Source organism: Treponema bryantii, from assembly GCF_036492245.1.
Classification (GTDB): Bacteria; Spirochaetota; Spirochaetia; order Treponematales; family Treponemataceae; genus Treponema_D; species Treponema_D bryantii_C.
Map to the genome: position 1 here is coordinate 626725 of NZ_AP025286.1, position 16581 is coordinate 643305.

Below are 16581 nucleotides of genomic sequence, written 5' to 3' on the forward strand. Positions count from 1 at the left end.
ATATTTTTTGCTTGTCAATATGATTAAATGATTAAAAAATTAAACATTTAATCAAAAAATCATTGACTTTAAAACTTTTTGTTATTATCTTCTTGGTTATAACGTTTAAGCGTTTAAGTTATTAAACGGACGAACAAATAACAACGAAGGAGAATAGTAATGAAAGCTACAAGAGCTATTTTCAAGAGACCTCAGTTGATAATTGCGCTTTGTGTAATCATCACTGGTGTTCTTGGATTTTTTATTAAGGACTTACAGATTGATAACTCAATCCGCCAGTTCCTTCCTCAAAAAGATGCTTCTTACACACGCCTTTCAGAAACAGAAGAGCAGTTTGGAAGCATGATGGTTATTGGTGTAAGTATGGAAGCCCGCAATGGCACAATTCTTACTCCAGAATATATTGATGTTGTGCGCTGTATTACAGACCGCGCACTCGAAGCAGAGGGAGTATCAGATGTTGATTCTCTTACTCATATTGATTATGTCTGCGAATCAGATGGGGCAATTTCTGCAAGCCAGTTGATTCCAGATTCTTACACAGGTTCTGCAGCAGATATCGCTCAGCTTGAAGGACGCCTTATTGAATGGGAGTCAATGTACAACCGTGTAATCGTAAATGACGATATGACTGGAACTCAACTTCAGGTTACTTTGGCACCTTACAGCCACGAGTTTGAGATTGAACGTGCCTCAGCCCTCGGTTCAAAAAAGATTCGTTCTGAAGCAGAAGAGGAGGAAGATGTTCTCAATGCAATTACTGCAATTGTAAACGAAGAAACTGCCGATCACAACGTAGATGTAAAGATTTATGGTAACCCGGTTGTAATGCAGAACTCCCGTGTGTTCATGCTTGCAGACCTTACTCGCCTTATTCCTCTGGTAATTGTTGTAGTTCTTCTTTCACTTTACTTCAGTTTTAAGACAATGGACGGAACTTTACTTCCTTTGATTACTGTAGTTATGGCAACCACCTGGACAATGGGACTTATGGCTTTGTGTAAGGTTACCTTTACTCTGGTTTCAAGTGTAATTCCTGTTGCTTTGATAGCGGTTGGTTCGGCTTATGGTATTCATGTGCTGACACATTACTACGTTGCCCTTGATATGACAGAAGGTGAACTCACAAAAGAAAAATATACTGAGGCTGTTTTCAACGGACTTCATGAAGTTATGGGTGCGGTTCTGCTTGCAGGTATTACAACAGTTATCGGATTCATTTCTTTGATTTCCAGCCCGATTGCACCGCTTCACAGCTTTGCAGTTTTCACGGCAGTTGGTGTAACAATTTCGCTCCTGCTTGCAATCACCTTTATTCCTGCAATTCTTCTGCTTAAGAATCCGCAGAAGGTAATGGCAAGTCGTAACAAGAAACATAATATCAGCGAAAAGCTTGCTGCAAAACTTGAGCATGCAAGAAGACTTCGCGGCGGTAAGTCTGCAGATGAAGCTGAGGGTGAAACTCTATATCAGATTTATCATTTCTTCTGCGGTTCTAAGCCACGCCTTTATCTTTCAATTATTGTGATGGTTGGTTTGTCAGTTGTCGGTTTACGTTTACTCCATATCGATACCGCACTGGTAAATTATTTCCCTGAGAGCTGTGATATGCGTCAGGATATCAACTACATCGACAAGCAGTTTGCGGGAACCAACAGTTTGTATCTGAACGTAAAGGGACCGGAGAAGGGTTCTCTTACAAATCCGGAAATCTTAAAGGCTGTTGATGATATGCAGGAATATCTTGAAGAAGAATATCCTGATATCGGTAAGGTTGTTTCTTTCACAGAGTTTATCAAGAGAATTAATCAGGTTTGGCATGTGCCTGTAACTGATGGCAGTGCTGCGGCTGGTGCCGGTGATGCAGCTGCGATGGTTGAAGCTAATACAGCTAATACAGATGACTTCGGCGGCTTTGATGATTTTGGAGATTTCGGCGACGATACATTCGGAAGTGATACTTTTGGTGATGATTCGTTCGGTGATGACAGTTTTGGAAGTGATACTTTTGCAGATGCAGAAACTTCAACTTTTGATGCATCTAACTGGACTGATCCAAACACAGCTTATGCTGCTGCCCTTGAACAGCGGGTAACAGTGGAAGATGTAATTGGAATGATTAATAAGGCTTATGTTGCTGCCGGTGGAAAAACTGCAAGTGTTGAAGATATCGTAAACGAGCTTCAGAAATCTGTGAACTACAACGGAACTGCTTATTACGAGATTCCTTATGATGCAGCAAAGTATCCGGTTGCAAGCCGCGAAGAATTGGCTGGTGTTGTTCAGGGATATCTGACATTGCTTAGTGGTTCTCTTGACCGCTTTGTTGATGACGACATGAATCCACAGGTTATGAGAATTACAGTTCAGCTTAGAAACCATTCAACACAAACAACTGGTGACATTATCGCTGCTGCTCAGAAGTATGCAGAAAGTCACTTCCCTGAAGGTTACACACTTGAAGCAACCGGTACTGCAGAAATGGAATACACAATGACAAAGATGATTGTATCAAGCCAGCTTACAAGCCTTGTGATTTCACTCTTGTGTGTATTCATCATCATTGCAGTGGCTTTCAAGAGTGGCTGGGCCGGACTGCTCGGTGCTGTTCCACTTGCCCTGGCAATCATTTTGAACTACATGGTTATGGGGTTTGCAGGAATCAACCTGGACCTCGTAACAAGTATTATTGCATCGGTTGCAGTAGGAGTTGGAATTGATTACACAATCCACTTCCTTACAACTTACAAAGAAGAGCGTGCAAAGACTGACGACCTTGAAACTGTTACACGCATGACCTTCCGTAAGAGTGGTCATGGTATTGTAACAAACGCAATCGCAGTAGGCTTCGGCTTCCTCGTATTGTGTTTCTCAAAGTTCGTGGTTTTGAGATACATCGGAATCCTGGTAGCGATTGTAATGTTTACTTCAAGCTTCCTTGCTATGACAGTTATTCCGGGCTTCTTGAATATGTATGCACCACGCTTTATTTCAAAGAAAAATAAATAGGTGTTAGGTTTTAGGTGCTAGGTGCTAGGGAGTAGGGGGAAGTCTCCCCCTCGCTTCAGCCCGCGATGCGGTCTTACGCTACCCCCTCTGCAGGGCTCAAGCGCCGCCCCGCAACGCCTGGCTTCCCTAAAACCTAGAACCTAAAACCTGAAACCTAATAATAGGAGATATAAATATGAAAAGAACAACTAAACTTACAACATTGGTCGCAGTAATGGCTGCTTTAACAAACTTCGCTTTCGCAGATGAAAAGGGAAACGAAATTATGAACAAGGTTGCGGACTTCAAAAAGCCTGCTTACTCGGTTACTGATGTTTACATGATTCTTACTGACAAGAAGGGAACTCAGGATGCTAACGGTTTCCGTGAGTACGGAAAAGAAGACGGCAGTAAGACTTACATCGTAATGGATTTTAAGACTGGTACTAACAAGGGAACACGCTTCCTTCAGATTACTGATGACAATGGGCCTGATGAAAAACATATTTACCTGCCGGCCCTCAAGTCTGTTCGCCGTGTAAACTCAAGCGAAGGTTCTAAGGCTTTCATGGGTTCAGATGCAACTTATGACGACCTCACAACACGCGATGTTTCTGAAGATGAGCACCAGTATCTGGGTGAAGAAAAAATGAAGGTTGAAAGCGGCAAGGAATATGACTGCTATAAAATCAAAGAGATTCCTATCGATAAGAAGGGAACTCAGTACAACTTCCGCCTGGTTTGGGTTGATAAGGAAACTATGTATCCGATTCACACAGAAATGTATGACAAGAATGACAAGCTGATTAAGGTTCTTGAGGTGCTCGACATTCAGAAGATGCAGGGCTACGACATGCCAATGGAAAACAAACTGACAAATGTTCAGACTGGCCACAGTACTACTTTGAAGATTGCTAAGGTTGTAGCGCTCGATCAGGAGATTCCTGCACGTTACTTTACACAGAACTTCCTTACAACTGGTAAATAAAAAATTACAACGTCATTGCGAGCACGAAGTGCGTGGCAATCCATTTAAATAGATTGCCACGTCGCTCCGCTCCTCGCAATGACGGATACTAGAGGTATATATATGAAACTTAGTAAATATATTCTTATGACATCGGCTCTGCTGCTCGGTGGAACTGCCTGGGCAGAAGACTTTGGAGATTTCGGTGGATTTGGTGACGATGCATCAGACAGCGCTGCTTCTAAACTTGAAGTAAGCGGCGGTGCAGATACAGAGCTTCGCGCGTATGTAGATGTTGATGAAGTTAGGGCTGATAATATTGAGCTGGATGTAATTCCTTCTGCAAACCTTGAATTGAAATACAGCGGAAACAAATCTGATGTAGAACTCAATTTGAAGATTGATGAATATACTATCAAAAATCATCCGGAGGATATAATCGACGAGGCAGTGCTTCGCGGACGCTTCGGAGATTATTTTACTCTTGAAGCCGGTAAGATGAAGGTTGTCTGGGGTAAGGGAGACAAACTCCACGTACTCGATAACTTTAATGCAGACGACTATTCAGATTTTATAATTCCAGATTATCTTGACCGTCGTATCAGTACACCAATGGTTCGCGGTATTGTAAGCCTTCCAGTTGCTAATCTGAATCTTGAAGGAATTTATACACCGCTTCTTCCTGCAGACCGCTTTGCTACTGATGGACGCTGGACGCCAGCACAGGTTACAGAAATGACTGAAGGTCTTACAAAGCTTGCAAAGGTACATCTCGCTTCAGCAATTGCTAATCTTGAAAATGCAAGACTTGAAGCTGCAACTGCATCTGCTCTGGAAGCACTGGGAACTTCGGAGGCAAATGCAAGTCTTACAACTCTTGTTACACAGGCTTATGCAGATGGAAAGATTTCTGCTGATCCAACAAAGGTTGCTGCTTTGATGCAGACTGGAAAAACTCAGCAGGAAGCAACAGTTCTTGTACTCGCTGCAGCATATAAAGATTATCTCGAAGAAAATCTGACAGCAGCAAATACTGAATATACTCTTTGCCTTGCAAACGCAAATAATCTTTCTGCAAATCCTGATGTAATCTATCCAAACTTGTGGACACTTAAATACGGACAGTTCGGTGCGCGTGCTACCTGGACTCTTGGTCAGGTTGATATGGGTGTAAGCTATTACAACGGCTGGTACAAGCAGCCTTCTGTAAATGCTTCAAAACTAAACAGCTTCCTTACAAGCTATCTTGCAGATGGTGCTGTTGATGAAGAGGAAAAGTTCCTTGCTTACGATAAAAAGCAGACTTTCGGACTCGAGGCTTCAACTGTACTCTGGCACTTCAATGTTCGCGGTGAGTTTGCCTACAACCTTACTGATGATATAGATGGAACTGATCCATGGGTACATAATAACTCAATCGGCTGGCTTGGTGGCTTTGATATAGATCTTCCGTTCTGGAATGCTAACTTGAACGTTCAGGAAATCGGCTCGTTTGTTTTCCATGGAGATGAGTGTGATAAAAATGCACTCGATGTTGATTATGGTGTAAACGGATATACAAACAATAAGGTTGTCTGCAATATCACAACATCATTCATGAATGACAAGATTGCTCCGGAAGTTACAGTAATGTACGGAATTGAAAATAAAGATCTCGTAGTAATGCCAAAACTTGCTTTCAATGCAGATCAGAACCTGACACTTACAGCCAGCGGTATGTATATCTGGTGTGGTGACGATAACAGCGAGTTCAAGTCTTGGGAAGATAACAGCTTCGTGAGTCTTGCAGCAAGTTATCAATTCTAATTTTGCTCAAAAACCTCTTTCCCAATCTTTAAAAGACAGTTAAAATGGGGAAGAGGTTTTTGAATTGAATAACGAAAGAATTAAAGAAATCTTGCTGGACATTTCTCCATGTGAGATTGATTTTACAGTTACCCAGACAGGTAAAGAAAGCAAGAGAGTTAACGGCTTTTACAAACCAGATACACATGAAATCTTCCTTCATAATCTGAATTTTAAATCTGACAACATGCTGATTTATACAGCAGTACATGAATATACACATCATCTTTGTACTATAGAAAAGCAGGAAAATGACCCTAGTTACGGAAAAGCCTGCAAGGTTCATACTCAGGAATTCTGGGCAAAGTTTGGTGACCTTCTGAAAATAGCAGAAGAAAAAGGTTATTACTCAATCGGTTGGGAAAGCAACGAAGAACTCAAGGCTCTTACTCAGGATATTAAAGAAAACTATCTTGCAAAGAACGGCCAGCTCATGCAGGAATTCGGTAAAAAACTTGCCCGTGCTTTTGATCTTTGTCAGGAAGCAGATATCCGTTATGAAGATTATGTTGACCGTGTACTTTGTCTTCCACGTGGGGCCGCAAAGGATATCCGTAAGGTTGGTGCAGTAGAAGTAAATCCTGCAATCGGTTTTGAAAATATGAAAGTAGTTGCGAGTGTTCGTAAGAAGGATGCCCGTGCTGAACTAGAGCAGGAGTTCCTTGCCGGCGGAAAGAGCCCTTCATCTGTACGCGAAATGATGAAGCAGAAATCAGCTCAGGCAAATGGAACTGATCCTAAAACAAAACTTGAAAAAGAAAAATCACGACTTGAAAAAACAATTGCGCAGCTTACACAGCGCCTTGAATATGTGGAGGAGAGTCTTGCAAATATGTAAATCAAAATGGGCTGGAGCTCTGGCGGTCATGTTCATAACAGGAAGTTTACTTTTTGGACTGGATATGCCTGAAATGCCGGAGATGCCTTCTATGCCGACAGTTGGAGGCGGTTTTTATACGCCAAGTTTTCCGACAAGGCCGGGTAATAAGAAGACTCCTTCAGACTCAGAAAATTCAAATGAAAAATCAGAAAGCGTACTTACAGAGGCTCTGACTCCGGAAAGTACACTTAATGCTGCTTTGTCTAAGGGTAATACTCTTACTGCTTATGATATTTCATCGCTTTATGATTCAGGACTTTTCAGTGATATTTCATCACTTTATTCCAATGGATCAGCTTCGAACTATAATACTTCAACTTCTACCAACGTGGTACTTCAGCAGGTTTTGAATAGTTTGAATGAATTAAAAAAGCAGCAGCAGGGAGCAAGCGCAAAAGAAAAGAATGAGCTGCAGGCAGTTAAGACTGATGCAGAAACTTTTAAGCGCCGTGAACCATCAATCCTGCGTTTTAAAATAAACGGATATAATATATCTGATTCACTTACAAAAGTGTTCTTCAGCGAAACAGAACCAGACGGAACTTTTCTTTTGACAGGAGACAGAAGATATTTTGTAAATCAGCAGGTTCGAACAGAAACTTTTTATCTGCTTTTTAAAACAATGAGTTCAAACGGCTCTTCCATTACCTATAAGGTTCAGCCAAGCATAGTTCAGGATTCAAAGAATGAAAATTCTTATGTTTACAGACTTGCAAATATAAAAAATCTGGAAGCAGAAAAAACAGGAAATCTTGTTGTCATGCATTTTTCTGGAGATTCTCTTTCAGCAGATTTACTTTTGGATATAGATAGTAAATAGAATATGATTGATTTAATTGATGGCTTAAAAAAATGTGGCATTCCAGATTCTGTAGCAGAACCGCTTGCAGTAAAAATGGAAGCCTATATAAAAGAAATTATACTTTTCAATTCTGCGTATAATCTTACAAATACCAGTGACCGCGATGAACTTGTTGTAAGACATATTTTTGATTCTCTTGCAGCATGGCCGAAAATTATGTCGCTGGTTGAGTGTTCGCGAAGCGACTGTGCCGAAACCACCACTGTTACTCTAGCCGACATTGGAAGCGGCGGTGGCCTTCCAGGCATTCCTCTTGCGGCAGCGTTTGCCTGTGCAGGAGTTGATAATATTCGCTTTGAGCTTGTTGAGCGTATGGAAAAACGCTGTGCCTTTCTTGAAAACTGTGCAGCAATTCTCGGGCTCAAAAATGTTACAGTAATCAACAGCGAAGCAGAACGTATAGATCCGGAAGCTTATGATTTAATAACCTTCCGTGCCTTCCGCCCGCTTGATAAAAAAATGACAAAGACCTTACTGTGCATTGTAAAAGCAGGAGGTAAGCTTTGTGCTTATAAGGCAAAGGCTGCAAGTATAAAAGAAGAAATGGATGGAATTACCGCACTTGTTCCAGAGTACGAGGTTTTCCCGCTTGCAGTTCCTGGCCTTGAAGATTCGGAGAGAAATCTTGTAGTAATCACAAAATAGATGCCGAAAAAAAACGACATGATACGAGGAGTTAATAATGAGCTTGATAAAGAAAGATAAAAACCGTACACCTGCACAGGTAGTAGTACAGGATGTAGTAAAAATCAAAAAGGGAGAGAGAGTTTTAATTATTGCAAACCCAGCAACTTCAGAAATTGCACAGGATTTATATTCAGCCAGCTGTGAAATCGGTGGTCAGACAACACTGATGTTCCAGCCGGACAAGACCAGCTTTGATAATGCGAATCCGGAAGTTCTCGCGGCTTTAGCTTCGCGTCCAGACGTTTATTTTTCAATTTCGAATATCAAGCTTGGTAAAGATCCACAGGCTACAGCAAATCCATATGTAACAGATGATGGTCAGAAGTTTACTCATATTGCAGATTATCTTATGGACGGTCTTAAGGTAATGCGTGGTGCCTGGACACCTGGAATCACCGTAGACATGATGAATCGCACTGCTGCTATCGATTACAAAGAACTTCAGAGCCGCTGTACACGCCTTGATGAGCTTTTTAAGAATGCAGTAAGTGTTCATGTTACAGCACCTGCGGGAACAGATCTCATAATTCCAATAAATGGCCGTGCCCTTATGTTTGATGACGGAGATTTCTCAAAGCCTGGAACTGGCGGAAATATTCCTGCCGGCGAGGTTTTTATCAGTCCTGTTGTGGGTGGAAGTCAGCTTAAGTCTGCAGACGGTAAAGTTCTTGAGCAGCAGAGCGATGGTTGTGAGGGCGTTATTGTTTACGATGGTTCAATGACTTTTTCAGATGGAGATTCAATTATAGAAACTCCAATTACCTGTAAGGTTGAAAAAGGTTATGTAACAGATATTTCTGGTGGAGCAGAGGCTCGTCGTCTCCTTAAGACAGTTCTTGAAGCAGAGCTCCGTCCTTTCGTCCTTGAAAAAGAAGGTAAGCTTCCACAGGGACAGGCAGCAGTTTATAAAAAGAATGCACACAATATCGGTGAACTTGGAATCGGTTTGAATCCTGCTGCTACAATTACTGGAAATATGCTCGAAGACGAAAAAGCTTTCCATACATGTCATTTTGCAATCGGAGAAAATTACGATAACGATGCACCAAGTTTAATTCATCTTGATGGAGTTGTGCGCGATCCGACAATTACTCTTACTTATGCTGACGGAACTTCCCGCACAATTTTACAGGATGGTTCATTGCAGCTGGAGTAAAGCATGAGTAAAAAGAAAGACCGTAGAATTAAACGGTTGCAGTGGTTTCCAATCTGGCCAACTGTACTGCAGATGATATTTACTGAATTCGCAATTTTTGTATTTACGTCTTTCATTTGTATGTTAGCCGCTCTGGGAATCATAAATACTCTTATAATCAATAATGCACAGGAATGTCGTACCGTAGTAAAAGCTGTTGAGGAAAACTGGAAAAAAGATACTCCTGAACAGCTTGAGGAACGACTATCCTATTATACAGAAACTTATAGAGATATAAACAAAATATATCTTGATGATCATAACAATGTGGTGAACTTATTGCCGCAATTAAAGCAGAACCTCGATGAAGAAACCCTGGAATTATTTGATACAGTTGGTGTGATTCATTTTATTGATAAAGATTACAATGATGATGACATTGAGTTTCATGTATCAACAGATAATGACAGGCCTTCTGATTTAATCCGGAATATAATTTTTTACAATCCGAAAAATCTTTTCAAGTTGATTCATGTTGAAAGATTTTTGCAGGACCGTGAATATATTTCCTGGGCAGCAAAAGAAAGTTTTGGACTTCATGTGATTTCTGTTTATCGCACCGATATTCCGAAAATCAACTTGTGCTTTAAAACTGTCTACAGACTGAATGAATTTCAGTTTACTCTGCTCGTAACAGTTTTATTTTTCTTTATTGTAGTTTTATTTGTCAGTACAATTTATGAGGTAACAAAACTTATTGATGCTGTTCACGAGCGTTCGCGTATCAATAAGCTTGTAACAACAGATACAATTACAGGCGGATATAATAAAGAATACTTTCTGCAGAAAGCAAAAAAAGAGATTTCACGCGGACACAGAAGTTATGCTGTTGTTCAGCTGCGTCTTGAAAAGTATAGAAATTACTGTACAGCTTATGGACTTAAGCAGGGTGAAAATCTTCTTGAAGAAATCAATTCAACTCTTGTTCAGATGCTCATGAAAAAAGAGTTTGTTGCTCATGTTGAAAAATCTGATTTTGCTCTTCTTCTTAATTATCAGAATGATGAAGCTCTGGAAATCCGGATTCGAAATATGATGAATATTTTGCGTGAGCATAGGGGTGGACAGCATCTTACTTTCTCAGCTGGCGTTTGCCATGTTGTTGCACGCGATGAGGATATCGGGGTAATTATAACCTGTGCCGGACTTGCTATTCCAAAAACTGTAAAACTACAGGATGAAATTGTCTGGTTCAATGATTCCATGAAAGAAGAACAGGTTTGGGAACGTCGTATTGAAGATGATATGGAAAAGGCTCTGGAGAATCATGAGTTTCAGGTTTTCCTTCAGCCAAAATATTCAACAAAGAAAGAAGAACTTTCTGCAGCAGAAGCTCTGGTTCGCTGGATACATCCTGTGTTAGGTTTTGTATCGCCTGGAAAGTTTATTCCGATTTTTGAAAGAAACGGTTTTATTCTTCAGCTTGATGATTATATGCTTGATGCAGTTGCGCATTTACAGGCAGCCTGGATGAGTCAGGGGAAAAAGCTCGTTCCGATTTCTGTGAATGTTTCACGCGCCCATTTTGCAGAGGAAAATCTTGCTGAACACATCTGTTCGATTGTAGATAAGTTTAAGGTTCCTCATGAATATATCGAGCTTGAACTTACAGAAAGCGCCTTCTTTGATGACAAGGCTATGTTACTAACAACCGTTCGTAAGTTAAAAGGTTTTGGCTTTAAAGTTTCTATGGACGATTTTGGTGCAGGGTATTCTTCTCTGAATTCTCTTAAGGAACTTCCTCTTGATATAATAAAACTTGATGCAGAATTTTTTAGAAGTGTAGATGATATTGAACGTTCAAATCTTATTGTCGGCCAGACAATTTCACTTGCCAAAAAACTTGGAATGGAAATTGTTGCAGAGGGAATTGAAACTCGTGAACAGGTTGATTTTCTTGCTAAGCAGGATTGTGATCTTATTCAGGGGTTCTATTTTTCTAAACCTCTGCCGGTTGCAGAGTTTGAAGAACGTGCATATCCAAAGGAGTAAAATATATGTGTAAATATCTTAAAAAATCATTGTTAATAATTTCGTCCATTATGATTTTGAATTTTACAGCTTGTGCAAAATCAAAAAAATCAAATGAAGTACAGCCAGAAGCTGAAGCACAGCCGGTACAGACAGTTGTAAATCCTGAAATAGAAAAATTAAACAAAGTTCTGCTTTCAATGACAGACCGTTGTAAGGCTGCTATTCCAAACGGAGATCCAGAAGAGTTTCTTGCAGATCTTCATAAAGTTTTGGATTCAATTGCAGATTTTAGTTCAGAGGATTTGAGTCCTTTTTATCTGATAGATAAAACTCATACAGTAAGCAGTACTTACGAGCCTAAGGGACTTATTCATCTTGAAAACTGCTCTGCATATAAGGTGAATAAAAACAATTTGAGTCTGCGTCCAGAAGCTTATAAAGCATTGGGAGAACTCGGAACCGCTGCAAAGGCAGATGGCGTTACACTTACAATCAGTTCAACTTACCGTTCTTATGATTATCAGAAAAATCTTTTTGATTACTGGGTAAGTGTTGATGGTCTTGAAGAAGCTGAGCGTGAAAGCGCAAGACCTGGAACAAGTCAGCATCAGCTTGGAATGGCTTTGGATTTTGCTCCTGTTGATGATGCGTTTGATAAAACTCCGGGTGGAAAATGGGTTTACGAAAATGCCGCAAAATACGGCTGGTCACTCAGTTTTCCGCAGGGCTATGAAGATGTAACAGGATACCGTTGGGAATGCTGGCACTTCCGCTACATTGGTGTAACAGCGTGCCAGTTCCAGAAGAAGTGGTTCGGAGACGTTCAGCAATTCATGATAGAATTCCTGAACGCCTGGGAAATGTCATCCTGAACTTGATTCAGGATCTATCAGACGTGGATGTGAATGATTCGCTCCATGATAAACGATGCATCATCCTTCAGGTGCTTAGCGGCATCCTGAACGGAGTGAGTTCCGTCTTTCATTTCTGCAATACTCTTTAAGAGCAGTTCATTACCCGCATTCTGTTCATCCATAGAATTCTTAACTTCAAGCTGCTGGTCTTTTACTTCACCGGCAAGACTAACGACTGAGTCAAATTCCTGCTGAACAGTACCCGCCTTGGAGTATGCATTATCAACCATCTGTTTAATATTCTTAAGAACTTCTCCAATCTGCTTTGCCTGACGACCTGAGTCTTCGGCAAGCTTTCGGATTTCATCTGCAACGACACTGAAGCCTGCACCGAATTCACCGGCATGAGCAGCCTCAATCGCAGCGTTCATAGCAAGAAGGTTTGTCTGGCTGGAAATCTGACCGATTACCTTACTCATTTCAACCAGCTGTTTAGATTCCTTTTCAATTTCACCAACAAGATTTGTTACTTCCTGAAGGTTTGTACGTCCAATTCCAGTTGCATTTTCAAGATCATTTACAATGACAAAGTTCTTATCAATGATTGTATAAATAGACTGAATTGCCTTAATCATCTGTTCAACGGCAGAAGAAGAATCAGAAACTGTAGCACTCATGTTTTCTGTAACATCAGAAAGGGAGATGATGTTGTTCTTTGCAACTTCAAGCATGGAAATACTTTCACTGGTTACCTTTCTGATTGCAGCATTTAATTCTACTGTGTGATCTTCATTAGCCTTCTTAAGTACGTAGTGATGACAGTTCTGAACCTTGTTCTTTCCATTGAAAATTGCAAGAGCCATCTGTTCGCAGGAATTGTAACCACAGGCACCGCAGTTATAAATATCATCCTGAGAATGCTTTCCCATCTGTTCAAGAATTCTTCGTACTTCTTCGCGCGTTGGAAGTTTAAGCAGCGAATGGAAAACTTCGCTTCTGTCTGTATAAGCACGTTCATAAATACCAGGCTTCCAGTATGCATCAAGCTTTTTCTGAAGTGCTTTAATTGCCTTCTGTTTTTTATGGCCGCTTAAAGTGTGCAGTTGTTCGCGTCTTTCAATACAGCGTTTTTCTACATAAGATTCAATTTCATCAAGTGAGATATTATGATTTACAGTTCCGGCACCACGGTTACAACCTTTTTCACAGTTCAGACAGTCAACAAGTTTGAAATATGGTTTTGAACCGTTAGCCATACATTCATCAAGATGCTCAAAATATTCAATAACAGCAGGGTGTCCTTCAATCTTACGGGTCTGTCGTGCAATTCCAGGAACAAGGCGTTCTGCAGTGAGCATGAGTCCGCCTGGAGTAGAGTAGCGTGTGCCACGTTCGGCAAGAGGGTTATCATAATCAACCTTAGGGAACTTTTCCAGATTGATATTGTTTTCTTCAAAATATGCAGAAAGTGATTTCATTGTTACGTTATAGTCACCTCGGCCGTTTTCATCAAATTCACGGCGCTTTGCATAACAAGGTGAAATAACAACAATCTTATGATTCTTATACTCCTGATGGAAATGGCGGATAAATTCTACAGTGTGAGCCATAGGACTGTCGCCCTTGGCAAGATACTGAATAAGATTTGGTCTGTAAGTTTCGATAAAAGCAACAAGGGCCGGACAAGGTTGAGCAATCATTAAAGGTGGATTTTCCCTTGTCATCTGCTCAACGTAGGTTTTAGTTGTGAGCTCTGCACCAAATGAAACATCAAAGATGGCTTGTACGCCAATAGATTTGAGCCAGCCATTTAATTCAAGGTCATGGCCTTTAAAGTTTACGGCTACAGCAGGTGCAACAATTGCAACAAATGGTGTGCCGTTTTTAAGCTCATTAAAGAATGCTGCTGTATCATCTATTCCGGTTCGGGCTCCGTGTGTACAGGCTTCAATACATGCACCGCAGCCGATACATAAATCATGGTTTAAGGTAACATAATCACCTGAACCATCATTACAAAGCTTTACCGGACATACTGAAATACAGCGATGACAGTTACAACACTTTTCGCTATCAACGTTAATTACAGGACTAAAATGCAGTCCATCAGCATTCATGCTATCCATAAACTATAAAACTCTCCTTCCCCTCACTTAACTGTAAGCATTTAATTTTAACATACAAATCTTAATTTACAAACAAAAACTTGTTAAATAGGTATTTTTTCTGATATACTCCCATTCATGAATTCTTGTGAAAAATTAGATGTTCGTTTGATTGCATTGGACCTGGATGATACTCTTTTAAATGATAACCGTGAAATAACAGATATGACGGTTGAGGCTCTTCGCGAATGTGCTGAGCGCGGAATTTATGTTGTGCTTTGTTCAGGCCGCGCAGAAGATGCAATTCTTCCTTTTGTGAGAAGACTTGAAATTGCCGGAAAAGAAGCTGGACGTTTTTTGATTGCCATAAACGGCTGTTCAATTTTTGATCTGCATAAACGTCAACAGATTTTCTGCCGTAAAGTTGAAGCTGATATTCTGACCCGCACTAATGAAGTTGCAGAGGCACGCGGGCTTCGCAGTGAAGTTTATACACCTGATACAATCTACTATCGTGAAGAAACAAAATGGACAAAACTCGATGTTGACCTGTGCGGACTTAAAGGCGCAAAGGTTGAAGATTATGATGAATTCCTTAAGCGCGGTTTTACAAAAATGCTCGTTCCTGGAGAACCTTCAGAACTTCTTGAACTGCAGAGTGAGCTTCGCGCTGAGTTTGGAGAACGCGCCGTAATCTTTACAAGTAAGCCGTACTTCCTTGAAATCCTTCCACCGAACTGCGGAAAGGGAGAAGCTGTAAGCTGGCTTGCAAATGAACTAGGCTTTGGAATGGACAAGGTGATGGGCTTTGGCGACAGTATGAATGATGAAAGCCTTATCCGCATGGCAGGTTACGGTGTCGCAATGTGCAATGGGCTTGAGGAAATGAAAAAGGTCGCCCGCTTTGTTACAGACTTAGACAATAATCACGACGGTGTCGGCGATTTTATAAAGAAGCACGTATTATAACGTCATCCCGAATTTGATTCGGGATCTATTTATAAAACTCGGGTGTGATTCCGAGTGACTTCATTAACTCCGGTGGTTGAGAAGGAGACGCTGTATCTAAAACACCGGCTTTTTTTATCGCCCGGATTAAAATATTCTTCGGCGTATGTTCCATATCAATAAACTCGAGCATCTGAACTTTGTAGCCCTGCTGCTCCAGCCATTCACCGCGAAGGGCGTCTGTAACAAGAGAACTGAATTTTTCCCTTATGATTCCCCATTTTAATAACGGCTCAAATTCTGCTGGAACTTCGCCTTCTGCACCGTCTGCTTTTCCGCGAGTCTGAAGTTGTGTATTTATCTGATGCTGGCAGCACGGCACACTAAGAATTGCACGGGCACCTCGTTCTACGGCGTATTTCAAAGCAAAATCAGTTGCAGTGTCGCAGGCATGAAGTGTGATTACAATGTCAGGACTGTGAGATCCGGAATAATCAGCTATGTTTCCTGTGTGGAAAATAAGTCCTTTAAGTTCAAGTTTTTGCGCCATGTCATTACAGTATTTAATAACTTCTTCTTTCAGATCGAGACCTTCAATTTCGCATGGAATGTGGCGGATCTCTGTAAGAAAATAATGAACTGCAAAAGTCAGGTAAGATTTTCCGCACCCAAAATCTGCAATGCGAAGCGATTCTTCCTCCTTTGTTTTATCAGCAAATTCCGGAAGAATATCATCAATGAATTCCAGAAATCGGTTTATCTGCCGGAACTTATCATGGCGTGAAGAAATCACCTTGCCTTCATCATTCATAATTCCAAGCAGTACAAGGAATGGAACAGGCGCCCCTTCCGGCAGCAGGTAATTTTTCTTTTTTGCAGGTAATACTTTGAGTGGAGTTGAAGTAACATTTATTGTCTTCCTCAGTTCTGTAATCTTTCCCTTTTTATTTGTAAGCAGAGTAATCTCTTCGTTCTCAGTTCGCTTTACACAGTTCTTAAAAGTAGTGCCCACATTAGCATCCAGAAACTTCGAAAGCTCCGCCTCTGTCATTTTGTTATGGAATACCTGAGTTTTAGTGAACATTTCTTCCTGATACAATGCCCCGTCCGCCGTATTCACGAGTTTAAACTTAATTTTCTGATATGGCCTGCCAAGCTTCTTTTCGATGTCTCCAGCCGGTTTTGACAATGTAACACTAAGTATCATTTTTTTTTACCCCGTAAGTTTTATAAAACGTACACATAGGACTTCTGCATTATAAAGAACTAAAGAAAA

12 protein-coding genes are annotated in these 16581 nt (G+C 40.8%); 10 read left to right on the forward strand and 2 right to left on the reverse strand.

What is annotated here, in order from left to right:
- Positions 1-159 precede the first annotated feature (159 nt).
- From AABJ44_RS03180 to AABJ44_RS03220, 9 genes are all read left to right on the forward strand, one after another.
- On the forward strand, positions 160-3009 hold the full coding sequence (locus AABJ44_RS03180; RefSeq protein WP_338370414.1) for an efflux RND transporter permease subunit: 2850 nt from the start codon (positions 160-162) through the stop codon (positions 3007-3009).
- A gap of 175 nt (positions 3010-3184) precedes the next feature.
- Positions 3185-3976: an outer membrane lipoprotein-sorting protein gene (locus tag AABJ44_RS03185; protein ID WP_338370415.1), complete on the forward strand. Its 792-nt coding sequence runs from the start codon at positions 3185-3187 to the stop codon at positions 3974-3976.
- Between the two features lie 102 nt (positions 3977-4078).
- A complete protein-coding gene (locus tag AABJ44_RS03190) occupies positions 4079-5761 on the forward strand; it encodes a hypothetical protein (protein ID WP_338370416.1) in 1683 nt (560 codons plus the stop codon).
- A 64-nt stretch (positions 5762-5825) separates the two neighbouring features.
- Complete coding sequence (locus tag AABJ44_RS03195) at positions 5826-6638, forward strand: hypothetical protein (RefSeq protein WP_338370417.1); 813 nt, start codon at positions 5826-5828, stop codon at positions 6636-6638.
- Positions 6625-7500 (forward strand): hypothetical protein, encoded by an 876-nt coding sequence (locus AABJ44_RS03200; RefSeq protein WP_338370418.1) that lies wholly within the window; start codon positions 6625-6627, stop codon positions 7498-7500. Before AABJ44_RS03195 ends, AABJ44_RS03200 begins: the two co-directional genes overlap by 14 nt.
- Before the next feature lie 3 nt (positions 7501-7503).
- Positions 7504-8187, forward strand: coding sequence for a 16S rRNA (guanine(527)-N(7))-methyltransferase RsmG (gene rsmG / locus AABJ44_RS03205; RefSeq protein ID WP_338370419.1), 684 nt, complete (start codon positions 7504-7506; stop codon positions 8185-8187).
- A 37-nt stretch (positions 8188-8224) separates the two neighbouring features.
- Positions 8225-9385, forward strand: a complete 1161-nt coding sequence (locus AABJ44_RS03210; protein ID WP_338370420.1) for an aminopeptidase — start codon at positions 8225-8227, stop codon at positions 9383-9385.
- A gap of 3 nt (positions 9386-9388) precedes the next feature.
- Entirely contained in the window at positions 9389-11416 is a 2028-nt protein-coding gene (locus tag AABJ44_RS03215) for a putative bifunctional diguanylate cyclase/phosphodiesterase (protein ID WP_338370421.1), read from the forward strand.
- A gap of 50 nt (positions 11417-11466) precedes the next feature.
- Positions 11467-12270, forward strand: coding sequence for a M15 family metallopeptidase (locus tag AABJ44_RS03220; RefSeq protein ID WP_338370422.1), 804 nt, complete (start codon positions 11467-11469; stop codon positions 12268-12270).
- Between the two features lie 17 nt (positions 12271-12287).
- Here AABJ44_RS03220 and AABJ44_RS03225 read toward each other — a convergent pair whose 3' ends face one another.
- Positions 12288-14378: a [Fe-Fe] hydrogenase large subunit C-terminal domain-containing protein gene (locus AABJ44_RS03225; protein ID WP_338370423.1), complete on the reverse strand. Its 2091-nt coding sequence runs from the start codon at positions 14376-14378 to the stop codon at positions 12288-12290.
- Between the two features lie 117 nt (positions 14379-14495).
- On the opposite strand from AABJ44_RS03225, the gene AABJ44_RS03230 reads away from it, so the two are divergent.
- On the forward strand, positions 14496-15326 hold the full coding sequence (locus tag AABJ44_RS03230) for a Cof-type HAD-IIB family hydrolase (protein ID WP_338370424.1): 831 nt from the start codon (positions 14496-14498) through the stop codon (positions 15324-15326).
- Between the two features lie 25 nt (positions 15327-15351).
- Here the strand turns inward: AABJ44_RS03230 and AABJ44_RS03235 are convergent, their stop codons facing one another.
- Entirely contained in the window at positions 15352-16512 is a 1161-nt protein-coding gene (locus AABJ44_RS03235) for a class I SAM-dependent methyltransferase (RefSeq protein ID WP_338370425.1), read from the reverse strand.
- Positions 16513-16581: the final 69 nt, after the last annotated feature.